We start from the raw sequence: 22,200 nt of genomic DNA, 5'->3' as shown, positions 1-22,200 counted from the left end.
GCCTGTCTAAGCGACTGTACGTCAGTGTATCGAGGCTGTCGACGGCTTGGGAGACTCCGAGGTCCCCGAGGTGAGATCGCCCGCTGTCCCGGCCGCCGGGTGCCGGGACGCGAGGAGTCGCGGAGCGCGTCAGGCCTCGGTGAGCACCTGCGCGATCGGCTTCAAGGGAAGGTCGTGCGTGATCGCCACGGGCTCGTTGGTGACGCTGCCGCCGTAGGTGTTCAGTCCGGCCGCGAGCATCGGGTCGGCGCGGAGGGCGTCGGCCCAGCCGAGGTTGGCGAGCTTCATGACATAAGGGAGGGTGGCGTTGGTCAGCGCGTAGGTGGAGGTGTTCGGGACGGCGCCGGGCATGTTGGCGACGCAGTAGAAGACCTTGCCGTCGTGGGCGAAGGTGGGGTCGTCGTGGGTGGTGGGCCTGGAGTGCGCGAAGCAGCCGCCCTGGTCGATGGCGATGTCGACGAGGACCGCGCCGGGCTTCATGTCGGCAAGGACTTCGTCGTCGACCACGGTGGGGGCCTTGGCACCCGGGACGAGGACGGCGCCGACGACGAGGTCGGCCTCGCGGCAGGCGCGCTTGACCTCGAAGCGGTTGGAGACGATGGTGCGCAGCCGGCCTTGGTAGAGGTCGTCGGCGGAGTGGAGCTTCTCGGTGTTGAGGTCGAGCAGTTCGACGTCGGCGCGCATGCCGACGGCGATCGCGGCGGCGTTCATGCCGGAGACGCCGGCGCCGATGATGACGACGCGGGCCGGGGGCGTGCCGGGGACGCCGCCCATGAGGGTGCCGCGTCCGCCTTCGGGGCGCTGGAGGTGGTAGGCGCCGGCCTGGACGGCGAGGCGTCCGGCGACTTCGCTCATCGGGGCGAGGAGGGGGAGGCGCCCGCCGGGTCCTTGGACGGTCTCGTAGGCGATGCCGGTGACGTGTTGCTCCAGGAGCGCGTCGGTGCATTCGGCGCTGGCGGCGAGGTGGAGGTAGGTGAAGAGGGTCTGGCCGGGCCGCATGCGGTGGTGTTCGGCGTGGATCGGCTCTTTGACCTTGAGGACGAGATCGCCTGCGGCCCAGGTGGTGTCGGCGTCGGGGCGGATCTGCGCCCCGGCGGCGGTGAAGTCGTCGTCGGTGATGGCCGAGCCGAGTCCGGCGCCGGTTTCGATGAAGACGCTGTGGCCGGCGGCTACGAGTTCGTGGACTCCGGCGGGAGTGAGGGCGACGCGGTATTCATTGTTCTTGATTTCGCGGGGAACGGCGACTTTCACGGTACGGGGTCCTTCCGAAACGTTGTGCCTGTTCGGGTCCGGTCGGGTCCCGTGCAGGCAGTCTATGACGCGCCGGGACCCTTTCCACGGAATTCCTTGTGAGTCACCCGTGGGCGGGTCGGCGCCTTCGCCGTGATCGTAACCGCGTCTCACATCGGGTGGGACCGCGCCGTGAGACTAGTTCGTTTCGACGTGGATTCGGGTGAGGCTCAAGGCGAGTGCGCAGACGCCGTTGCGAATCTCTCCGTCCGCGACGGCGGCCATGGCCTTGTCGAGGTCCCACCAGACGAGTTCGATGTGGGTCTCCTCGTCGGTGCGCTCGTGCCGCTCGGTCTCGGGAATGTCGCTGAGGCCGGTGGCGAGGAAGTAGTGGATGAGTTCGTCGGAGATGCCGGGGGTGGTGTAGAACTCGCCGAGTTTGCGCATGTCGGTGGCGCGCAGGTCGACCTCCTCGGCCAGTTCGCGGGCGGCGCACACGGCGGGGTCCTCGCCGGGGAGGTCGCGCAGTCCGGCGGGGAACTCCCACAGGACCTGTTTGGTGGGGACGCGGTATTGGCGGATGAGCCCGACGCGGCCGTGCTCGTCGAGGGGGACGGCGACGACGGCTCCGCAGTGGTCGAGGAATTCGCGACGCGCGGTCTCACCGCCGGGCATGGCGATGGTCTCGGCCTTCAGGTCGTAGCACCAGCCGTGGTGGATCTGCTCGGTGTCCAGAACTCGATATTCATGCACGCGAACCACACTAGCCCCGCGGGGGCGCGGTGGCGAGCTGGTGCGGGTTTCGTCCCGGACTGTTCACGGGCGCGTCATCGGTGCTCGGCGAGGTCCTTGAGGCGTTTCAGGATCCGGTCGACGGTTTCGGGGCTGGGCACCGGGACGCCGGAGACGGCCGAGAGGAACAGTCCGTCGCCGACTAGCCGTACGATCTCGGCGGTGACGGGGTCGGCGATCTCGGCGTGGAGGGCGGCCTTCCAGCCCTCGAAGATGAACAGCAGGTCGTCGCGGGCCTCCGCCGAGAGCTCGTCGGTGCCGCGCAGGGCGGTGAACAGGGCCCAGAGTCCGGCGGCGGACTCGTCCGATTCGACCGTTGAGACTCGCAGGAACGCCTCGATCGCGCCGGTCCGGCGGGCCTCGGCGATGTGCTCCTCCTCGACCAACCGGTAGCGGCGGGCGAGGCCGTTGTAGAGGTCGGCCTTCGACTTGAAGTGGTAGAGCAGCCCGCCCTTCGACACCCCGGCCTCGGCCGCGACAGCCTCCAACGTCACTCCTGAGCTGCCCTTTTCCACCAAGAGTCGCTGCAGAGCGTTGAGAATTCGATCACGAGTGGTTATCTCGTCCTGGCCCATGGAACCTCCCCGTTGCTACTATACCGTCTGGACGGTACACAAACTTTCAGCCGAGGAGGCGACCATGACAACCACGCTGCCGACGCCACGCCGTGCGCGCTTCACCGGCCGCCAGTGGGCGGCCTTGGCTGTCCTGGTGCTCCCGGTACTGCTCATTTCGATCGACATGACCGTACTCGGCTTCGCCGTGCCGTTCCTCTCCGAGGACCTGGCGCCCACCAGCGCCCAGCTGCTGTGGATCGTCGACATCTACGGCTTCGTCCTGGCCGGCCTCCTGGTGACGATGGGCTCCATCGCCGACCGCATCGGACGCCGCAAGCTGCTCATCATCGGCGCGGCCGCGTTCGCGGCCGCCTCGGTCGCCGCCGCCTACGCCCCCACCGCCGAGGCGCTCATCGCCGCCCGGGCCCTGCTGGGCCTCGCCGGCGCGACGCTCATGCCGACCACCTTGGCGCTCATGCGGAATCTGTTCACCGACGACCGCCAGCGCCTGTTCGCCATCGCGATCTGGGGTGCGGGCTTCTCGGCCGGAGCGGCCGCGGGCCCGGTCCTGGGCGGCTGGCTGCTGGAGCACTTCTGGTGGGGCTCGGTGTTCCTCATGGCCGCGCCGGTCTCCATCGCCGTGGTCATCGCCGCACCGCTCCTGCTGCCCGAATCGCGCAACTCCCAGCCGGGACCGGTCGACTGGGGCGGGGTGGCCCTGTCGTTCCTGGCGATCTTCCCGTTCGTATACGGCGTCAAGACGATCGCCGAGCACGGCTTGACGATCGAAGCGGTCGGCACCATCGCCGTGGGCGCGGTCGCCGGATGGCTGTTCATCCGCCGCCAGAAGCGCCTGGAGCACCCGCTGATCGACGTGAACCTGTTCAAGGTGCGCCGGTTCAGCGCCTCGATCGCCACCAACTTCACCATCGTGTTCGCGCTGATCTCGGCGCTGTTCCTGCTGACGCAGTACCTCCAACTGGTGCTGGGCTTCTCCCCCATGCGGGCGGGCCTGCTGCTCCTGCCGGGCATGGTCGTCTCGGTGACCGCCGGGCTGTTCGCGGTGCGGCTGTCCGAACGGTTCGGCCTGGTGCGGATCATCCTCGCCGGGCTGGCGTGCGTGATCGCCGGCTTCGCGGCCATGAGCTTCATCGGAGTCGAGCAGGGCGCGCTCGTTGTCGTGGGCGCGTTCATGATCATCAGCGTGGGCTCGGGCATGGTCCAGACGGTCACCAACGACGCGATCATCGCCGCCGCCCCGCCGAACCGGGCCGGTGCCGCCGCCGCGATCTCCGAGACCGCCTACGAGCTGGGCGGCGCGATGGGCGTGGCGCTGCTCGGCAGCGTCGCGACCGGCATCTACCGGCGCGGACTCGACGGCGAGCCCGCGGCGGCCCACGAGACGCTCGGCGAGGCCGTGCACGTGGCCGCGACGCTTCCGGCCGAGGCCGGGGACGCCCTACTGACCGTCGCCCGGACCGCCTTCACCGACGGACTCCGCACGACCTCGATCATCGCGGCCGTGCTGCTGCTCCTGGCGGCGATCCCGATCGGCCGGGCCCTGCGCGCCAAGGCGAACGCTTAGGCAGAAAACGAAGCAAGGCGGGGCCGAATGGCCCCGCCTCTGCTCTGCTCGCTTATGCCGCTTCAAGCTTCAGCTGGTCGGCATTCTGGCGTTCGACCGCCGCCGCGACCAGCCCGTCGAAGAGCGGGTGCGGTCGGGTCGGACGGGACTTGAGCTCCGGGTGCGCCTGAGTTCCCACGTAGTACGGGTGGACATCGCGGTCGAGCTCGATGAACTCCACCAGGCGCCCGTCGGGGCTGAGACCGGAGATGACGAACCCGGACTTGGTCAGCTGCTCGCGGTAGGCGTTGTTGACCTCGTAGCGGTGGCGGTGGCGCTCGGTGACCTCGGTGGTGCCGAACAGCTCCGCCGCGATGGAACCCTCGGCCAGCTTGGCCTCGTAGGATCCCAGCCGCATCGTGCCGCCCATGTCGCCGCGACCGGCCACGATGTCGGTCTGGTCGGCCATCGTGGAGATCACCGGGTGCTCGGCCGCGGCATCGAACTCCTGGGAGTCCGCCCCGACCAGTCCCGCGATCTCCCGCAGGCCCTCGATCGCCATGCACTGCATACCGAGGCACAGGCCGAGGGTGGGAATACCACGGGTACGGGTGTAGGTGAGTGCGCCGATCTTGCCGGGCACGCCCCGGTTGCCGAATCCGCCGGGGATGACGACCGCGTCGACCCCGGCCAGCGCCTTCGCCGTGCCGTCGGCGCTCTCGCAGTCGTCGGATTCGACCCAGCGAAGGTTGATCTTGGCGCGGTGGGCGAACCCGGCCGCGCTGAGCGCCTCGACCACCGACTTGTAGGCGTCGGGCAGCTCGATGTACTTGCCGACGATCGCGACATCGATGGTCGTGGCGGGGTTGTGGACCCGGTCGAGCAGGTCGTCCCAGGAGGTCCAGTCGACGTCCTTGAACGGCAGGTCGAGCTTGCGGACCACGTAGGCGTCCAGGCCCTCGGCATGGAGGGTCTTGGGGATCTCGTAGATCGACGCCGAGTCGGGGGCCGAGACCACCGCGGCGTCGTCCACGTCGCAGAACCCGGCGATCTTCCGCTTCAGTCCGTCGGGCAGCGGCCGGTCCGAGCGGCAGACGATCGCGTCGGGCTGAATACCGATGCTGCGAAGCTGCACCACCGAGTGCTGCGTCGGCTTGGTCTTCATCTCCTTGGACGCCGCGAGGTACGGCACCAGCGAGACGTGCAGGAAGAAGCAGTTGTCCCGGCCGATGTCGTGGCGGTACTGGCGGATCGCCTCCAGGAACGGCAGCGACTCGATGTCGCCGACCGTGCCGCCGACCTCCGTGATGACCACGTCCGGGACCCTGCCGGTCTCCGGATCGGGGTCGGCCATGGCGGCCAGGCGGGACTTGATCTCATTGGTGATGTGCGGGATCACCTGGACTGTCGCGCCGAGGTAGTCGCCGCGGCGCTCCTTGGCGATGACGTCGGAGTAGATCTGCCCGGTGGTCACGTTCGCACCCTTGGACAGGTTCCGGTCGAGGAAGCGTTCGTAGTTGCCGATGTCGAGGTCGGTTTCGCCACCGTCATCGGTGACGAAGACCTCGCCGTGTTCGTACGGGTTCATGGTGCCGGGGTCGACGTTGATGTAAGGGTCGATCTTCTGCATCACCACGTACAGGCCGCGCGCGGTCAAGAGATTGCCGAGACTGGCGGCGCTCATGCCCTTGCCGAGGGCGGAGGTGACCCCTCCGGTGACGAAGAGATGCTTCGTGGAACGAGACTGACCGTTTGCGGCGCTGGCCAAAGCGAACTCCCGTGCTTATCGTGTCGATCGACTGGCCCTGCACCCGCTGTCAGTGCTGGTAGGCCGCCGGTGGATCGCATCACCCACGGGATTCCACACTAACACTTTCACCGCCGTACGCCTCATCGACCCACGAGGGTGCGTCAACGATCATGTCTGAGTACTCGCCGTCCTTGACATGAGCGCGAGCCAGGACACGGTGGCTGACGATGATCGCCAGCGGCACGATGACCGCCAGCGCCGAGCCGAGGCTCATGAGCCCCTTGCCGAGTAGGAGTCCGGCGACGGCCGAGCCGACCACGGCGGCCACGACGGCGGCGCGCAGCGGCGAGTACAGGCCGTAGGCGCGTCGCAGGCCGCCGCCGGGGCGCAGCAGGATCAGCCAGCAGTACAGGCCTGCCATGATCGTCAGGACCGATAGCGGCGAGGTGAAGGCGGCGACGATATTGGAGCTGACTCCGGCTCCGATGACGCCGTTGGTGTCGCCGAGCAGGTCGGCCCAGAACGCGCCGAGTTCGCCGCGTTCGGCGGCGGGTCGCTGGTAGTCGATCCAGGAGAGGCCGAGCAGGACGGCGGCGCCGGCCAGGCCGGACCACACGAAGCGGGAGAAGGTGACCCAGCCGCCGGTGGCGAGCGCGGCGGCGAGGCAGGTGCCGACGGTGAGGCCGACGGCGGCGGGTACGGAGTCGCCGAGGAACCCGGCCGAGACGACGAGGACGCCGAGGCAGCCGATGCCGGCCATGACCGGGGACTGGAAGCGGCGGGGCAGGCGCCAGGCCGCGGCGGCGGCGAGCAGCCACATCGAGGCGATGAACATGCCGGTGGCGACTGGGCCGAGTTCGCCGGAGGCGGAGTCGGCGACGGTGTAGTCGCCCAGCAGCGTTCCCAGCGGCGCCTGGGAGTGGACGATCATGGCCAGGATGGTGACGGCGATGCCGAAGGCGGACACGGTGACCAGGAGTCCGGCGGCGCCGTGGCGGCGGGGCAGGAAGACCGCGACGACGGCGCAGACGACGGCGATGGAGAGTGCGGTCGCCGGACCGACGATGCCGGGTCTGGCGGTGTTCCACCAGGGGAAGAAGTCGGCGAGGATGCCGGCGGCGACGAACAGGGCGCAGACGAGCGCGGAGATGATGTTGAGCCGCATGAGCCACAGTGGCGGCGGCTTGACGCCCGGCTGCCCGGCGCGGCGCAGCAGGTGCAGCAGTGGCCAGGCCACGAACGTCAGGGCGAGGAACAGGAGTACTTGCAGCCACTGGGTGTTCGGGGCGGCGACGTCGGCGGCGATGAGCCGGGTGTCGGTGTCGTCGAAGACCGCTTGGCGCGCTTCGTAATCGAGGGTGTCGTCGGTCGCTCCGGCGGCGGCGCCGGCGACGGAGTCGGGCAGGGGCGCGTCGAGGAGCGTCAGAATGGTGGCGGTGACGTCGGTGAGCCGCAGATAGCCGGGGCGCTCGGCGGGCAGGTCGAGCAGGTTGTGCCCGTCCTCGTCACCGAAGTTCGCGACGGCGGCGAGGAGCCGGTTGGGAGCGGTGGTCTGGCCGAGGCCGGTGACGATGACGGCCGAGCTCTCGCCGCGCGCCTCCTGGACGGCGCCGATGGTCGCGTCGAGCGCCTCGAGATCGGCTCGGCGGACGGTCTCGTCGTCGGCGAGGACGCCGCCGCCGATGACGGTGAGCGGGCATTCGCCGAGGGTGCCGCCGAGTTCGTCGGTCGGGAAGGCGGAGTTGTATTCGGTGACTCGGCCGACGGAGTTGGCCGTCGCGTAGGCGGCTCCGGGTCCGATGGCGGTGGCGCATTCGGTTCCGGCGGCGAGCATCCCGAGCTCGGTGCCCTGGTCGAGTTCGCGGTTGAGCTCGACCAGCTCGGTCATGTCGTCCACTGTGGCGCCGGAGCCTGCGTCGGTGATCTGGTCGGAGGTGACGGCGCCGCAGTCGGAGGTGTCGCCGTAGGAGCTGGCCACAGCGGGTGCGCCGGCCGAGAGGGTGAGCCAGCCGTCGAAGGTGCAGGTGAAGTCGCGCCCGGAATCGGTATTGAGCTCGGCCAGGGATCCGGTCTCTGCCAGGGCACTCAGGTTCGGCATGGACTCGGCGTCGATGTCGGTCCAGGTGAGTCCGCCGACGCCGATCACGACGACGGAGTCGACGGTGTCGGGGACGCGCTCTTCGGACGGCTCGGGCAGGATCTGGAGAGCCGCCAGGACGGCGAGGACCGCGACGGCGGCCCACGCGGCGATCTCCATGCGGTGCTGGGAAATCGAGCGGCGGAAGCGGCGGACAAGGCGCCCGGGTGCGAGTTTTTCGAACACGGCCCGGTTATCTCCCGGTCAATTCCAGATAGAGGGCATCGAGTGAGTCCAGCATCTGTTCCTCGTCGGGCCAGGTGGCGGCGCGTTCGAGCGCGGCCGTGCTCAGTGCGGCCGAGCGATCGGGGTCGGTCAGCAGTCCGCGGACGGCCGAGTCGAGGGCTTTCAGGTCGCCGACGTCGAACAGGATCGAGGCGCCCTCGACCAGTTCGGGGATGCCGCCGGTGCGGGTGGCGACGAGCGGGACGCCCGCCTGGAGGACCTCCTGGGCGAACAGTTGGCGGGCCTCCCACTGGCTGGTGACCAGGGCGATGTCGGCGGCGGCGAGCAGGTCGGCGACGTCGGTGCGGTATCCGAGCAGACGCACGTCGGCTCCGGTGGCGTCGATGAGGCCTTGCAGCCGTTCGCGTTCGGGTCCGTCGCCGGCGATCGCGACCACCGGTTCAGGATGCAGGTCCTTCCAGCCCGCGGCTGCGGCGATGAGGGTGTCGTAGTCCTTCTGCGGGTGCAGGCGGCCCACCGACAGCAGCAGCGGCCGGTCGCCGATGCCCAGTTCCGCGCGGACCGCGCCGGGCTCGCCTTCGGAGCGTCGGGGCGGGGCGGCCACGGGGGCCATTCGGGCGTCGGACGCGCTGAGCGAGATCAGGTGCTCGTGGAGGTCGGTGGAGGCGGCCAGCGCCACGTCGACGCCGCGCGCCAGGCGCTTCTCGATCTGGTCGGAGACCTTGCGCTTGACGCCGGAGGTGATGAGCTGGTTGTGCCAGGTGCACACCAGCGCGGCATTGCTCGGGCGGGCGGCGAGCGCGGTGAGACCCGCGGTGAGGCCGTGGGCGTGGACGACATCGACGCCCCTGCCGGTGATGCCGTGCAGCGCGCTGCGGGCGGCCCACCAGGCGAGCGGGAGTTCGGGTGAGGGCTTGGCGGTGATGGGCGCGGGCGCGAACCGGGCGCCCCTGGCGCGGAAACCGAAGCGTTCCTCGGTCTCGGGCGGGCCGACGACCAGGACGGAGTCGCCGCGCTCGACCAGTCCTGAGGCGACTGAGGCGACGTGGGTGCCGATGCCGCCGATCGAAGGGCCCAGCACCAATGCGATGCGTCGATGGCTCACGGGTGTTCTCCGCTCTCTGCTTCGCTTTCCTCGGACGCTCGTATTCTGCCAGCGCGTCGGGAGATCAGTCCGACGACACCGGTTCCGCCGACGAGCGCGGCGATCCCGAGATAGACGACGGCGGTGACGGCACCGACGGCGATGCCCTGCGTCAGGTTCGCGATCGTGGAGCCGGCCGAGCCCCACCAGGCGATGAGTCCGCGTGCCGCGGCGATGGCGGCGGCCGTGGCGCCGAGGGTGGCGAGGGCGGCGCGGCCGAGTCCGGCGAGGCTCGCGGCGCCGGTGTGCCTGGCGATCGCGATGGTCAGGGCGAGGCCGATGACGGTCATGCCGATGGTCCAGGCGATGGACAGCGCGAGGGTGCGGTGCGATTCGGCCATGGTCTGGGCCAAGATCACGGCCGCGACCGCGGCCGCGGCCCAGCCGATTGCGGTCGCCAGCGCCGAGGACATGGGCCTGCCGAGGGCGTAGAGCCCGCGGGAGTAGATCGCGAACATCGAGTAGCCGAAGAGCCCGAAGGAGATGCCGGTGAGGGTGGCGGCAAGTTCTTTCTCGGCGTTGCCGCCGTTGGCCGCGACCTGGGCGAGGACGGCGCCGATCGGTTCGGCGAGTCCGGCGAGCGCGGCGACGCCGAGGCCCGAGAGGACGAGGACGGTGCGGCCGGTGTCGGCGATGCTCCGGTGGAAGCGGTCGGAGTCGCCGAGGGCGTGGGATTCGGACAGGCCGGGGTAGACGGCCGTGGCGAGCGGTACGGCCAGGACCGCCCATGGCAGCAGGAAGAACGTCTGGGCCAGGGCGAAGACGGTGACGTTGCCTTCTTGGTTGTTGGCCAGGCGGATCAGCAGGGCCTGGCACAGCTGCTGCGCGCCGAGGGTGATGGCCCCGGCGATGGCCAGGGCCCGGATGTCGGAGGCGACGTGGGTCTCGAGCCGCCAGGCGGGCCGGAACTTCAGGTGCAGTCCGCGCAGCGGGATGAGGAGGCAGCCGGCGAGGACGAGGACGCCGCAGGTGGTGCCGCCGGCGAGGAGGGCCAGTTCGGCGTCGGTGATGTGGCCGGCGACGGTCTGCTTGTCGGAGTAGATCCCGTACAGCAGGTAGACGCCGATCATGGTGATGCCCGACAGCAGCGGCGCGAGCGCGGGCCAGGCGAAGCGGCGGTGGGCCTGGAGGACGCCGGTGAGGACGACCGCGATGCCGTACAGCGGCAGTTGCGGGGCGAAGTAGACCAGCATCTCGGTCGCGGCGTCGATGGTCGCGGGCTGGAGGTTTGAGCCGACGAGCAGGATCAGCGGCCGGGCGAACACGGCGACGAGGACGGCGACGGGAATGAGGATGGTCAGCGCCCAGGTGAGCAGCGCCGAGGCGATGTGGTTGACCTGGTCGGGTCGATGCCGGGCGAGGGGGGCGGCCAGCAGCGGGACCACGAGGGCCGCCAGGGCGCCCCCGGCGACCAGTTCGAAGATCAGGTTGGGGATGGAGTTCGCGGTCTGGTAGGCGGTGGCCACCCCGGTGGTGATGCCCGCGGCCCAGATCAGCACCAGCATCCGGCCGAATCCGGCCAGTCGGGAACCTATGGTGATCGCACCGATAAGGGTGGCGGCACGACCGACGTCTCGTCGGGTGTCGGTCAACTCTTCGTCCGGCCCAGCTCGTCCAACTCGCGCAGCACCGGTGTTTCGGCGATGACCTTGGTGAAGCTGACCCGCTCGCTGGCGCCGATGAGCGCCCCGACGCCGACGAGGGCGAAGTGGCGGCCGACCGGGCCGGTGCGGGCGATATAGGACAGCCCGAGGAGCGCGCCGAGCGCATTGGCGCCGCAGTCGCCGAGCATGGTCTTGCCGTCGAGGTCGTCGGCCATCGCGGCGGCGGCGGAGGCCGAGATGGCCAGGGCCGTGTTGGCGCCGCCGACGGCGGTCGAGCGGGCGCCCTGCCCGGGCGGGCGCGACAGGGGCGCGGCGAGCACGGAGACGACCTTGAGCGCGCGGCCGGGCCGCAGGTCGAACAGGTTGATGAGGTTGGCGGTTCCGGCGATGACGCCGCCGCCAACGCCGATGTTCCACAACCGTGCCAGGGTTCCCTTGGGCCGGCGGTCGGATTCGGCGTCGACCAATGCGGCGGAGGCGAGTCCGGCGGCCGAGATGCCGAGGACCTTCACCAGGCCCGCGCTGAGGCGGCCCTTGAGGAGCGCGCCGACGTGGCCCTTGAAGCCCTTGGCCTTCTCCCCCTTGGTGTCCGCCATGTCGTCGTAGAGGCCGACGGCGCCGGAGGTGAGTCCGGCGGTGGCGGCGGCGACGGCGTAGCCGGGCGAGTTCGCGCCTGCGATGGACGCGGCGGTGGCGCCGATCGTGACGCCGGGGCCCTCCGCGAGGCTGACCGTGTCTCCCTTGTGATTGACGCGGTCGAGGTCGGCGGCCCATTTCGAGCGTCGAATGGCACTGATCGCGGCGATGGTGCCTCCGGCGGCCAGGCCGCCGAGAAACGCCCGCCCAGCCGTGCGGGAAAGCTGGCTCATGGCCGCGATCCTAGGCCGCTGCCGGGAGGAGGCCTTCGGCGCCCTCCCCGGTACCGAGATCGTGCTCGGTGCCGTCGGAGATGAGGTCGCCCAGCGAGACGACGGCCGCGATCTGTCCCTGCGGGGAGGCCACATTGTCCACGGTGGAGATGACCACCTGCGAGTCCTCGGCCCGGAACGTGTTGACGGGGTTGTCGTCGCCGACCGCGGAGGTGGCCCCGTAGACGGTCGGCGCGTCACCGGCGTACGCGGTCGCCAGGGACACGACCCCGGCGTTGCGGTCTTCCGCGTCGGAGTCGGTGAAGGCCTGGCCTCCGAGGACGATCACGCCGGTCGCGGCGCCGCTGGGCTGGTCCGCGACAGTGATCATGGAGAGCTCTTCGAGGCCGGTGATGGCGGTGGTGATGTCGCCGTCCTCGATCTCGACGGCCTTGCCGTCGACGGTGCCGGTCGTGACCGCGGCCAGGACGTAGCTCATCGCCTCGACCCCGTCGTAGGTCACGGGGGCCTCGACGGTATCGGGGGTGACCCGCTCGACCAGGTCGGCGAGCTGGTCGGTATTGGTCGGGTCGAAGTAGTCGTCCAGGATGCTGATGGTCCCGGCGCTGCCGGCGCCCGCGTAGTCGAGCATCTGCTGGACCCCGTCGACGACCTCGGTCTCGACGCCGGGAAGGGCCACCACGAGGATGTTCTGGTCGGTGAGCTGACCGGTCAGGTAGGTCGGGGCGATCTCGGTGGCGAAGGACTGGTCGTCCTCGAGCTGGGCTTCGAGGCTCTCGATCTCGGCCCGGTACTGCGCGTTCGAGTCGCGCAGGCTCTGGGTATTGGCCTCCAGGACCTCGATCGCGGGGCCGTTCAGCGCGGCGGTACCGAGGATCAGTCCGACGGTGAGGGCGAGGAATACCGCGGTGAGACTGACGAGATGGTAGCGAAAGTTGATCACGAGAACAGCCTTTGGATTTGGAAGATCAGACCATCCCACCAGTCGGCGATGACGTCCACGAAGGAGCGTCCGACGGTGGAGATCGCGATCGCGGTGGCCATGGCGGCGAGGGCGGAGATGATGAGCAGGAGCAGCGCCGAGATCGACATGTCCTGGCGGTACAGGCGCGAGACGCCCTTGGCGTCGACCAGTTTGCCGCCGACTCGCAGGCGGGTCAGGAACGTCGAGGCCATGCCGCCGCGTCCCTTGTCGAGGAATTCGACCATGGTGACGTGGGTGCCGACGGCGCAGATGAGTTCGGCGCCCTTCTCGTCGGCCATGAGCATCGCGATGTCCTCTGAGGTGGCCGCGGCCGGGAACGGAATCGCGGGGACGCCGAGCTTGTCCATGCGCTCCATGCCGGGGGCGCGACCGTCGGCGTAGGCGTGGACGACGATCTCGGCGCCGCAGCGCAGCGCGTCGTCGGAGACCGAGTCCATGTCGCCGACGATCATGTCGGGCCGGTAGCCGGCCTCCAGCAGCGCGTCGGCGCCGCCGTCGACGCCGACCAGGACCGGCTTGAACTCGCGGATGTAGGGCCGTAGGACGTCGATGTCCTCTTTATAGTTGTAGCCGCGGATCACGATGAGCGCGTGGCGGCCGTTGAAGTCGGTGCGCACGTCGGGGACGCCGACGCCGTCGAGCAGGAGATCCCGCTCCCGCTTCAGATACTCCATCGTGTTGGCGGCGAAGGCCTCCAGCTGGACCGACAGGCCCTCCTTGGCGGTCTCCATGTCCTCGGAGACGGACTCCTCGGTCTGGAGGATGCCCTCGCCGAGGAGCTGGTCGCCGAGGAAGACCTGATTGCCCTCGACGGAGACCTGCTTGCCCTCGCGGACCAGGTCGAAGATCTCGTCGCCGACATCGTCGATGAGGACGATCCCGTTCGATACGAGGACTTCGGGGCCGAGGTTGGGGTAGCGGCCGGAGATCGACTTGGCGGCGTTGACCACCACGGCCACGTCGGTGCCGACGAGAGTGTCGGCGGCGACCCGGTCGAGGTCGACGTGGTCGATCACGGCGATGTCGCCCGGTTCGAGCCGGCCGCACAATCGTTTCGTGCGGCGGTCGAGTCGAACGGTGCCGGTCAGCCGGCCCTCGGAGGACTCGCCTTCCGGGCCGCGCCCGGGCAAACGCAAGCTAGGTACACGCATCGTGCATCATCATGCCATTCGTCCCCCAGCCGGCGGCAGCGGCGCGCCGCTGCCGCGAGCGGAGGCCTACCCCTTCATCTTCGCAGCTTGTGCCAGGAGTTCCTCGGCGTGGGCCACACCCAGGTGGGAGTCGGGCATACCGGCGAGCATGCGAGCAAGCTCACGTGCCCGGGCCGCATCATCGACCACTCGCACCCCGGAGACCGTGACGGATCCGGAGGTGTCCTTGCTGACGACCAGGTGCCGGTCGGCGAATGCCGCGACCTGCGGCAGGTGCGTGACGACCAGGACCTGGTAGCGGCGGGCGAGCTTGGCGAGGCAGCGGCCGATCTCGATGGCGGCACCGCCGCCGACCCCGGCGTCGACCTCGTCGAAGACCAGGACGGGCGGGCCGCCGATCTCGGCGAACACGACCTCGATGGCGAGCATGACGCGGGAGAGCTCGCCACCGGAAGCGCCCTTGTGGAGGGCGGCGGGGATCGCGCCGGGGTGGGGCCGCAGCAGCAGCTCGACCTCGTCGGCGCCGTCCTCGGTCGCGCCCGAGACGGTGGCGTCGACGACCAGGTCGACCGAGCCGCGACCGGCCGGTCGCGGCTCGACCGAGGCGGTGACGGAAGCATGTGGCATGGCCAGGCTCTTGAGCTCGGTCGAGACGGCCTCAGAGAAGCGCTCGGCGGCGGCCAGGCGGGAGGCGCGTACCTGGGAGGCGAGTTCGCCTGCGCGGGCGGTGAGCTCGGACTGGCGGGCTTCGAGCTCATTGACGCGCTCGTCGGAGACGTCGAGCTCCCCGAGGCGCTTGGTGGCGTTCTCGGCCCAGGCGAGGACGCCGGGCAGGTCCTCGGCGTACTTGCGGAACAGGGACTTCAGCGCGGCCTGGCGCTGGTAGATCTCTTCGAGGCGGGTCGGGTCGGCCGCCAGGTCGTCCAGATAGGACGAAAGGTCGACGGCGGCTTCGGCCAGGAGCGCGCCCGCTTCGGAGAGGCGCTCGGCGAACTCGGCCAGCTTGGCGTCGTCGGTGGACTCGTGTTCGAGCGCGCGGGCGGCGGTGCCGACGATGTCGGCGGCGCCGCCGTCGCCGGTGCTCGGGTCGCCGGTGAGGGTCTGGTGGGCGGTGGCGGCGGCCAGGCGCAGCGTCTCGGCGTTGGCGAGGCGGCGGGCCTCGTCGGCCAGGGCGGTGTCCTCGCCCTCCTGCGGGTCGACGGCGGTGATCTCCTCCAGGCCCAGGCGCAGCATGTCGGCCTCGCGGGCCATTTCACGGGCGCCGGTGCGCAAGCGGGTCAGCTCGGCCGCGCACTCGCCGAGTTCGGCGTGGACGGCCCGGTAGGCGACGAGGAGCTTGCCGTGGTCGGCCCCGGCGAAGCGGTCGAGCGCGGCGCGTTGTTCGGCGGGCTGGAGCAGCCGCATCTGGTCGGACTGGCCGTGCACGGAGATCGCCAGTTCGCCCAGTTCGGACAGGACGCCGACGGGGGCGGCCCGGCCGCCGACCCAGGCGCGCGATCGTCCCTCGGCGGAGACCGAGCGGGCCAACAGCAGCTCGCCGTCTTCGAGATCGGCGCCGGCCTCGATCGCCCGCTCGCGCAGTTCGAGTGCGCCCTCGCCGACGACGAAGCGGCCCTCCACAAGGGCCTTCTCGACGCCGATGGGGGCACGGGAGGCCCTGCCCCCGAAGAGCAGGCCCAGACCGGCGACGACCATCGTCTTCCCAGCGCCGGTCTCGCCGGTGATGCAGGTGAGACCGGGGGACAGCGGAAGCGTGGCGTCGGCGATCACGCCCAGGTTCTGGATGCGAAGCTCGTCCAACACGCTTCAGAGCCTAGCCGGTCCCCCTGACAATCGCAGGTTGAGATTCGGTCTCGGCGCCGGCAATCGGAGCGTCGCTCCAGTTCGGAAGCCCGCCAATTAAATCCGGCCGCGGCGACTTTCGCGTTTCAGCGCCCGCCCACCGGATTGGGCAGGTCAGATACGCCCGTGCCGCCACCCGTCGACGGGGAGATTGAGCTTCGAGACGAGCCGCGAAGGGAACGTGCGCTCGGACATGCGGACCAGCTTCACCGACTGCTCGGAGCGGCGGATCGTCACCGTCGAACCGGCCGTGAGCTCGGCGATCTGCTTCCCGTCGGCCACCAGGACACCGGTGGTCCCCACCGATTCGATGCCGATGCGGATCTCGGATGAGGAATGGATCACCATCGGCCTGGCGAACAGCGCGTGCGCGTTCATCGGAACCACCAGCAGCGCGTCCACATCGGGCCACACCACCGGCCCCCCGGCCGACATGGCGTGCGCGGTCGAACCGGTCGGGGTCGCGCAGATGACGCCGTCGCAGCCGTAGCGGGACAGCCGCGAGCCGTCGATCTCGATGAACAGCTCCAGCATCCGGGCCGGCTCGGACTTCTCCACGGCGATGTCGTTGAACGCCCACGAGGTCACCGAGCCGCCGTCGCCGCACTCCTGGACCGCCAGCGTGGTCCGCTCTTCAACGGAATAATCGCCCGCCAGCAGCCGCTCGACCACGGTCTCCAGCTCGCCGGTCTCGGCCTCGGCGAGGAAGCCGACCTTGCCGAAGTTGACTCCCAGCAGCGGAATGTCGGCCTCGGCGGCCATCTTCGCCGAACGCAGCACGGTGCCGTCGCCGCCGAGGGCCAGCACGAGGTCGGCCGGGACGGTACTGGCGCCGTCGGAAACCTGGACCGCGTCGGGGAGGCCAAGGAGCGAAGGATCGGCGCGGAGGATCTTGGCCGCCACTCCGGCTTCGCGGAACGCGGCCACGATCTTCTCGGCCAACTGCGCGACGTCCTCGCGAAGTGGATGCGTCACGACCAAGATCCGGTCCGGCTTCCGCTGTGACCCCACTCGACCTCCCCTGCCTGTCCCGACTGGTTTCGGGACCCGAACTCTACCCGAGACCGCCTGACGCTCAGTGCCGAAGAGTTTACTTATGAAACCGGTTGCACAACTGGGAAGAATCATTCCAATATCACCCGATTCAGATCATCCCAGCAATGAATCCATTGCGGCACAATGACTTTCAATATCCACCGAAGCGCATTGGAGCACCCACCATGCCGACCCGCCGACAACTCCTCGGTGACACCGCACTCACCACTGCGGCCTCCGCCGGGCTCCCCACCGTCGGCGCCTCCGGCGCCGCCGCACAGGGCGCCGTCGTCCCCGCCATCGTCATCGGCTCGGGCTACGGCGCCGCCGTCTCCGCCCTGCGCCTCGGCGAGGCCGGCGTCCAGACCACCGTCCTCGAAATGGGGCGGCTGTGGGACGAGCCCGGCGACAACGGCAAGGTCTTCGAACGGAACCGGGCCGAGATCATCGCGGCCGACGTAGAGGTCTAAGCCGTCGCGGCGGCGCGGGCGTCGTCGTACGAGATGGCCACGGCGCCTTCGCCGCCGACCATGTGGCAGAAGAACTCGACGTTCCCCTTCGGGCCGGGCAGCGGGCTCGCGACCACCGCGGTGGTGATCCAGCCGAGCTGCTCGGCCGCCTTCACCACGCCCCACACCGCGTCGGCCCGCTGGACCGGGTCGGCGACCACGCCGCCCGGGCCGACCTGACCCTTGCCGACCTCGAACTGCGGCTTGACCATCGGCAGCATGGTGCCGGTCGGCTTGGTGCACGCCGCCATCGCGGGCAGCACCAGTCCCAGGGAGATGAACGACAGGTCCCCCACGGTCAGGTCGGCGGGGCCGCCGAGCTGTTCGGGGGTCAGATGGCGGACATTGGTGCGGTCGTGGACGCGGACGCGGTCATCGGTCTGGAGCTTCCAGGCGAGCTGGCCGTAGCCGACGTCGACGGCCAGGACCTCGGCCGCGCCGCGCCGCAGCAGGACATCGGTGAAGCCGCCGGTGGAGGCCCCGGCGTCAAGGCAGCGCATCCCGGTCGGGTCGATCCCGAAGGCGTCGAGCGCTCCGATCAGCTTGTGGGCGCCGCGCGAGACGTAGTCGTCCACGTCGCCGACCAGACGGATCGAGTCGTCACCGGTGACGCTGGTGGCGGCCTTGGTCGCGGTGATGCCCCTCAGTTGGATCCGGCCGCCCGCGATGAGTTCGCGGGCCTGCTCTCGGGAGCGGGCGATCTTGCGGCGGACGAGTTCGGCATCGAGTCGGGAGCGCGGGGGCATCAGGCGGTTCTGGTCTTCCTACGGTTCTCGGGCTCAGGCGTCGTCGACGTCGCTGAGGATCTCGGACAGGCGCTGCTGGACGCCCTCGAACACGGCGACGTGGTCGGTGACGGCCAGTTCGGGCAGCGCCTCCAGGCTGCCGAGGGCGGCCTCGACCTCGGCTTCCACATCGTCGGTGTCGATGCTGGTGCTCAGGCGACCGGCCAGGGCGGCCGGATTCGGTGCCTCGCTCATGCGCTCTCTTCGTCGGTCGGCTCGTCGGTGGTCGCGGCAGGGGCGGCAGGGGTCTCGGCGGCGCGGGACTCGGCCGCTGCGAGGCGCACCCGGAGGTCCCGGATCTCCTCTTCGGCGACTTCGAGGCGCAGGTTGACGTCTTCGAGGTCCGACTGGGTGGCGACGCCCATGCGGGCGAGGCCGGCGTCCATCTCGGCGCGCACCAAGCGGCCGATGTCGGTCAGAGTGCGCGAGCCGTGGCCGCGGACCTGCTCGGACCCGGACGAGAGGTTCTCGCGGAGCTTCTCGGCGCCGGTCCTGACGTCCTCGCGGACCTTGCCCGCATATTCACGGGCGCGCCGGCCCGGTTCGCCGGTCATGCCGAAGACGGTGTCGAAGTAGGCGCGGGAGGTGTCTGTCATGATTCCTACTCCTGAATGAGGTAAACGCACGCTGCTGGAATTCAAAGGTACCGCGAACGGTACCCACGGCGGGCCTTAGCCACTGCGCCTTACCGGCCGGTAACATTCTGGAGGGGCGCACTGCCGCGTCCGCTCGTTTCGAACAGGAGGGCATCATGGCCACCGTCGACGAATGCCGAACCGCTCTGGAGCAGTTCGCTGACAATCTAGCCGCCAACCCCAAGTCGGTCCGCAAGCTCACGGGCTTCCAGCGGAGCCTGGCCTGCGACATCACCGACCTCGGTGAGTCGTTCAACGGCCGGTTCGACCAGGGCAAGCTGATCGGGATCACCGACGGGGACAACCCCGAGGCCGACATCCGCATGATCGTCTCCTCCGACAACCTGCTGAAACTCGTTGCGGGGGAACTGGACTTCATGAAGGCATTCACCGGAGGACAGGTCAAGCTCAAGGCGAACATGATGGACCTGATGAAACTGCGGGGCGTTCTCTAGACCGCGCCCCCGAATGGCCGCTCCGAAAGCGGCCAAGACCTTCGATGATAGCCTCTGAGCTCGGCCGATTGACTCCCGGTCGGGCGCAATGGCTTTCGGCACTCGTTGTAATCTTCTGGCCAGTCGAGCCCTTTGAGCTCAAGCGATTCTATGGGAGGACCGTTATGGCCACTGTTGACGAATGCCGCAATGTTCTGGAGAAGATGGCGGGCAAGGTCGCCAAGAAGTCCAGCGAGTTGGACCTAGAGGACGGCTTCGAACGCACGCTGGCTGTGGAACTCACCGACCTGGGCCAGGCGTTCAGCGCGAAGCTCGCGGGCGGCAAGCTCACCGACCTGCTCGATGGCGACGCCGCCGACGCCGAGGTCCGCATCTCGCTCGGTTCCGACGACCTGATCGCCCTGTCCAAGAAGGAACTCAAGCCCGCCAAGGCGTTCCTGACCGGCAAGATCAAGGTCAAGGCCAGCGCCAAGGACCTGATCAAGCTGCGCAAGGCCCTGAAGGTCGACTAAGTCGCAAACGAAGAGCCCGGATCGCGTCAGCGGCGATCCGGGCTCTTTCGATTTGCTCTATTCCAGCAGTTTTTCGGCCGCCGGACCGATCGGGCGGAGTTCGAACTGCCGTTCGCTCTTGCTCTCATCGTTTAGGGCCCAAGAGAATTCACACAGCGCCCGCCAGCCGTCGAGCGAGTCTCCGGAGCCGCTGAGCACCATGGCGCCCTTCTCCAACGCGACGGCCCAGCCGCCGCACAGGACCGCTTCACCGCTCGTATCCCACTGCGGCGCAGTGTGGGTCTCGGTCAGCGCCGCGAGGCTCCAGCCCAGGTGGGTGGGGCGTTGCTCGGGTGGGAGGGACAGCGCGAAGCGCGGCGAGGCGACGCCTGTGAACACCAGCAGCGAGTCGATGCCGACGCGGTTGGCGCCCTCGATGTCGGAGTCGGGCCGGTCGCCGACCATGATCGCGCGCCCGCCCCGCTTGCGTTCCAACGCGGCCTGGTAGATCGGCAGCTCCGGCTTGCCTGCCACCATGTCAGGTCCCCTGCCGAGGGCCGTGGCGACGGCGCCCACCAGCGCGCCCATGCCCGGCAGCGGGCCGTCGGGAGTGGGCAGGGTGGCATCGAGGTTCGCCGTGGCCCAGAAGGCACCGTTGCGGACCGCGATGGTCACGTCGGCGAGGTCCCGCCAGGTCGTGGTGGGCGTGTACCCGAAGGCGACCGCGTCGGCCGCTTTCGGGTCGTCGGTGATCTCCATGCCCTCGTCCTCGACCGCCGCACGCAGTGCGGCGGAACCGGTGACCAGCACGGTGCCGTCCTCGCCGATGTGCTGGCAGATACCCGAGGCGACCACCTGCGCGGAGGTCAGAACCTGGGAGGCCTTGGCTTGGATGTCCATGCCCCGCAACGCCTCGGCGACCGTCTCCGGGCTGCGCGAGGCATTGTTGGTCACGAATACTGGCGCGCAGGCCAGGCCCGGAAGCGCCGCAACGGTCGCGGCGGCCTCCGGGATCGGCTCGTGCAGCAGGTAGACGACGCCGTCGAGGTCGAGCAGCGCCTGGTCGTAAGCGGCGGCGAGGGGCTCAGCCGCGCCTTTCAGTCGGGTCATCGGACTCCTCTGCGGCAGCAGTCTTGTCGTCCTTGGCCCGCGCATCGTCATTGACGGCGGCCTCCGGCTCTTCTTCTTCGAGGTTCTCGTCTTCCTCGTCCTCGTCTTCGAAGCCGTCCTCATCGCGGTCGTCTTCGTCGTCGGAGTCGAGGTCGTCGTCCGAGTCGCCTTCCGGCGCTTCGGCTCGGGGCTCGTCGCCCTCGTCTTCGTCGCGGTCGTCCTCGGGCCGGTCGCCCTCGAACTCCGCTTCGTGCTCGTCGTCGAATTCCTCTTCGATCTCGTCGAAGTCGATGCCTTCGAGTTCGAGCAGGCGCTCGGCGGCGCCGGTCTCTCCGGTCTCGTCGGCGGCGACGGCCTTGGAGAGCCAGTCGCGGGCCTCGTCCTCGAGGCCGTCGGCCAGCAGGCCCTCGGCGTAGGCGTAGCGCAGGCGGGCCAACCAGGGCTCGACCTTCGTCGAGTTGAGCGCCCCAACCTTGAGCATCGCGGTCGCGGCCTCGCCCATGCCCATGTCGCGGCGGGCGCCCGAGGCGACGATGAGGAGTTCGACGCGGACCTCCGGGTCGATGTCCTTGTCGTCGCCGAATTCGCGGTACAGGTCGATGGCGCGGTCGGGATGGCCGGTGGCGCGCTCGCAGTCGGCGATCATCGCGACGTGGTCGCGCGTGCCGCCGAGCCGCTGGGCGGCGCGGAGCTCGTTCATGGCCAGCTGCCATTCGCCGGCGCCGTACGCGGCCACACCGGTGACCTCGCGGACGATGGCGACGCGGGAGGCCTTGCGGCGGGCGTAGCGGGCCTGTTCGAGGGCACCGTCGATGTCGTCCTCGGCCAGGAGCGCGGCGGCGGCGATGAGCCGGTTGCCGACGGCCTCGGCGAGCTGCTTGTTCAGCGAGCGCAGCCCGGCCTTGGTCTCCTTGTCGAGCTGGTCGAAGCCGTATTCGAGGCCTTCGGGCAGGTCGGGTGCGATGGTGGAGTCCTCGCCGACGCGGATCGGACCCTCGTGGCCGGCCTCGCGCTCCTCGAGCGGACGCAGCGCGTCCTTGCCCCGGGCGGGCCTGCCATCGCGGCCGATGCGGCCATCGTCGTCCCTGCGGGGGCCACGGTCATCGCGCCGGTCGTACTGACGGGGGCCGCGGTCGTCGCGGTTCCCTCCGCGGTAACCGCCCTGGCCACCTCGGTCGTCACGGTTCCCGCGGTAACCACCACGGTCGCCACCCCGGTCATCGCGGCTGCCACCGCGGTATCCACCACGGTCGCCACCTCGATCATCGCGGTTTCCGCCTCGGTAACCGCCTTGGCCACCACGGTCGTCACGGTTGCCTCCGCGATATCCACCACGATCGCCGCCACGGTCGTCATTAAAACGACGCGG

21 protein-coding genes are annotated in these 22,200 nt (G+C 69.7%); 4 read left to right on the top strand and 17 right to left on the bottom strand.

Annotation, left to right across the window (positions count from 1 at the left end; genetic code table 11):
• Positions 1-129 precede the first annotated feature (129 nt).
• From ald to FAB82_RS11905, 3 genes are all read right to left on the bottom strand, one after another.
• On the bottom strand, positions 130-1,251 hold the full coding sequence (gene ald / locus FAB82_RS11915) for an alanine dehydrogenase (RefSeq protein WP_136534768.1): 1,122 nt from the start codon (positions 1,249-1,251) through the stop codon (positions 130-132).
• A 177-nt stretch (positions 1,252-1,428) separates the two neighbouring features.
• Entirely contained in the window at positions 1,429-1,983 is a 555-nt protein-coding gene (locus FAB82_RS11910; protein ID WP_246039595.1) for an NUDIX domain-containing protein, read from the bottom strand.
• Positions 1,984-2,057: 74 nt separating this feature from the next.
• Positions 2,058-2,597 (bottom strand): TetR/AcrR family transcriptional regulator, encoded by a 540-nt coding sequence (locus FAB82_RS11905; RefSeq protein WP_136534767.1) that lies wholly within the window; start codon positions 2,595-2,597, stop codon positions 2,058-2,060.
• 64 nt (positions 2,598-2,661) lie between these two features.
• Here FAB82_RS11905 and FAB82_RS11900 point away from each other — a divergent pair, with 64 nt between their 5' ends.
• A complete protein-coding gene (locus tag FAB82_RS11900) occupies positions 2,662-4,164 on the top strand; it encodes an MFS transporter (RefSeq protein WP_136534766.1) in 1,503 nt (500 codons plus the stop codon).
• Between the two features lie 52 nt (positions 4,165-4,216).
• Here FAB82_RS11900 and FAB82_RS11895 read toward each other — a convergent pair whose 3' ends face one another.
• The 9 genes from FAB82_RS11895 to FAB82_RS11855 all read right to left on the bottom strand — a co-directional run bounded on the left by FAB82_RS11895 (position 4,217) and on the right by FAB82_RS11855 (position 16,822).
• Entirely contained in the window at positions 4,217-5,911 is a 1,695-nt protein-coding gene (locus tag FAB82_RS11895) for a CTP synthase (RefSeq protein ID WP_136534765.1), read from the bottom strand.
• 79 nt (positions 5,912-5,990) lie between these two features.
• The gene (locus tag FAB82_RS11890) at positions 5,991-8,216 is read right to left on the bottom strand and encodes an alkaline phosphatase family protein (RefSeq protein WP_136534764.1); all 2,226 of its coding nucleotides are present in this window, start codon (positions 8,214-8,216) and stop codon (positions 5,991-5,993) included.
• 7 nt (positions 8,217-8,223) lie between these two features.
• Positions 8,224-9,321 carry a glycosyltransferase family 4 protein gene (locus FAB82_RS11885; RefSeq protein WP_136534763.1) on the bottom strand — a complete coding sequence of 366 codons (1,098 nt, stop codon included), beginning with the start codon at positions 9,319-9,321 and terminating at the stop codon, positions 8,224-8,226.
• Positions 9,318-10,952, bottom strand: a complete 1,635-nt coding sequence (gene murJ / locus FAB82_RS11880) for a murein biosynthesis integral membrane protein MurJ (protein ID WP_136534762.1) — start codon at positions 10,950-10,952, stop codon at positions 9,318-9,320. The genes FAB82_RS11885 and murJ overlap by 4 nt, the downstream gene beginning before the upstream one ends.
• On the bottom strand, positions 10,949-11,833 hold the full coding sequence (locus FAB82_RS11875; RefSeq protein ID WP_136534761.1) for a hypothetical protein: 885 nt from the start codon (positions 11,831-11,833) through the stop codon (positions 10,949-10,951). Before FAB82_RS11875 ends, murJ begins: the two co-directional genes overlap by 4 nt.
• Positions 11,834-11,843: 10 nt before the next feature.
• Complete coding sequence (locus FAB82_RS11870) at positions 11,844-12,776, bottom strand: copper transporter (protein WP_168801561.1); 933 nt, start codon at positions 12,774-12,776, stop codon at positions 11,844-11,846.
• Positions 12,773-13,954 carry a putative cytokinetic ring protein SteA gene (gene steA, locus FAB82_RS11865; RefSeq protein WP_425461584.1) on the bottom strand — a complete coding sequence of 394 codons (1,182 nt, stop codon included), beginning with the start codon at positions 13,952-13,954 and terminating at the stop codon, positions 12,773-12,775. The genes FAB82_RS11870 and steA overlap by 4 nt, the downstream gene beginning before the upstream one ends.
• A gap of 81 nt (positions 13,955-14,035) precedes the next feature.
• Complete coding sequence (gene recN / locus FAB82_RS11860; protein WP_136534758.1) at positions 14,036-15,772, bottom strand: DNA repair protein RecN; 1,737 nt, start codon at positions 15,770-15,772, stop codon at positions 14,036-14,038.
• Positions 15,773-15,925: 153 nt separating this feature from the next.
• Positions 15,926-16,822 carry an NAD kinase gene (locus FAB82_RS11855; protein ID WP_281276901.1) on the bottom strand — a complete coding sequence of 299 codons (897 nt, stop codon included), beginning with the start codon at positions 16,820-16,822 and terminating at the stop codon, positions 15,926-15,928.
• A gap of 209 nt (positions 16,823-17,031) precedes the next feature.
• On the opposite strand from FAB82_RS11855, the gene FAB82_RS11850 reads away from it, so the two are divergent.
• On the top strand, positions 17,032-17,316 hold the full coding sequence (locus FAB82_RS11850; protein ID WP_211116545.1) for a hypothetical protein: 285 nt from the start codon (positions 17,032-17,034) through the stop codon (positions 17,314-17,316).
• Here FAB82_RS11850 and FAB82_RS11845 read toward each other — a convergent pair.
• The 3 genes from FAB82_RS11845 to FAB82_RS11835 are packed head-to-tail and all read right to left on the bottom strand — an operon-like array spanning position 17,313 to position 18,736.
• Entirely contained in the window at positions 17,313-18,101 is a 789-nt protein-coding gene (locus FAB82_RS11845) for a TlyA family RNA methyltransferase (RefSeq protein ID WP_136534756.1), read from the bottom strand. The genes FAB82_RS11850 and FAB82_RS11845 overlap by 4 nt on opposite strands.
• 33 nt (positions 18,102-18,134) lie before the next feature.
• Positions 18,135-18,335 (bottom strand): hypothetical protein, encoded by a 201-nt coding sequence (locus FAB82_RS11840; protein WP_136534755.1) that lies wholly within the window; start codon positions 18,333-18,335, stop codon positions 18,135-18,137.
• Positions 18,332-18,736, bottom strand: a complete 405-nt coding sequence (locus FAB82_RS11835; RefSeq protein ID WP_136534754.1) for a hypothetical protein — start codon at positions 18,734-18,736, stop codon at positions 18,332-18,334. The genes FAB82_RS11840 and FAB82_RS11835 overlap by 4 nt, the downstream gene beginning before the upstream one ends.
• A gap of 155 nt (positions 18,737-18,891) precedes the next feature.
• Here FAB82_RS11835 and FAB82_RS11830 point away from each other — a divergent pair, with 155 nt between their 5' ends.
• The gene (locus tag FAB82_RS11830; protein ID WP_136534753.1) at positions 18,892-19,230 is read left to right on the top strand and encodes an SCP2 sterol-binding domain-containing protein; all 339 of its coding nucleotides are present in this window, start codon (positions 18,892-18,894) and stop codon (positions 19,228-19,230) included.
• 164 nt (positions 19,231-19,394) lie between these two features.
• Positions 19,395-19,742, top strand: a complete 348-nt coding sequence (locus FAB82_RS11825) for an SCP2 sterol-binding domain-containing protein (RefSeq protein WP_168801560.1) — start codon at positions 19,395-19,397, stop codon at positions 19,740-19,742.
• A 57-nt stretch (positions 19,743-19,799) separates the two neighbouring features.
• Here the strand turns inward: FAB82_RS11825 and FAB82_RS11820 are convergent, their stop codons facing one another.
• Entirely contained in the window at positions 19,800-20,831 is a 1,032-nt protein-coding gene (locus FAB82_RS11820; protein WP_168801559.1) for an HAD-IIA family hydrolase, read from the bottom strand.
• Positions 20,806-22,200 (bottom strand): hypothetical protein (locus tag FAB82_RS11815; protein WP_246039587.1); only part of this gene is annotated, 1,395 nt, incomplete at its 5' end. The genes FAB82_RS11820 and FAB82_RS11815, both read right to left, overlap by 26 nt.

The organism is Glycomyces buryatensis (assembly GCF_004912275.1).
GTDB classification, from domain to species: Bacteria; Actinomycetota; Actinomycetes; order Mycobacteriales; family Micromonosporaceae; genus Glycomyces; species Glycomyces buryatensis.
This window is presented reverse-complemented; position numbering and strand designations above follow the sequence as displayed.

Bases quoted from the DNA above. Each gene is read 5' to 3' on its own strand.
- FAB82_RS11905 (WP_136534767.1), bottom strand. From the start codon at position 2,597: ATGGGCCAGGACGAGATAACCACTCGTGATCGAATTCTCAACGCTCTG.
- FAB82_RS11900 (WP_136534766.1), top strand. From the start codon at position 2,662: ATGACAACCACGCTGCCGACGCCACGCCGTGCGCGCTTCACCGGCCGC.
- FAB82_RS11875 (WP_136534761.1), bottom strand. From the start codon at position 11,833: ATGAGCCAGCTTTCCCGCACGGCTGGGCGGGCGTTTCTCGGCGGCCTG.
- FAB82_RS11850 (WP_211116545.1), top strand. From the start codon at position 17,032: ATGCCGACCCGCCGACAACTCCTCGGTGACACCGCACTCACCACTGCG.
- FAB82_RS11845 (WP_136534756.1), bottom strand. From the start codon at position 18,101: ATGCCCCCGCGCTCCCGACTCGATGCCGAACTCGTCCGCCGCAAGATC.
- FAB82_RS11840 (WP_136534755.1), bottom strand. From the start codon at position 18,335: ATGAGCGAGGCACCGAATCCGGCCGCCCTGGCCGGTCGCCTGAGCACC.
- FAB82_RS11835 (WP_136534754.1), bottom strand. From the start codon at position 18,736: ATGACAGACACCTCCCGCGCCTACTTCGACACCGTCTTCGGCATGACC.
- FAB82_RS11830 (WP_136534753.1), top strand. From the start codon at position 18,892: ATGGCCACCGTCGACGAATGCCGAACCGCTCTGGAGCAGTTCGCTGAC.
- FAB82_RS11825 (WP_168801560.1), top strand. From the start codon at position 19,395: ATGGCCACTGTTGACGAATGCCGCAATGTTCTGGAGAAGATGGCGGGC.
- FAB82_RS11820 (WP_168801559.1), bottom strand. From the start codon at position 20,831: ATGACCCGACTGAAAGGCGCGGCTGAGCCCCTCGCCGCCGCTTACGAC.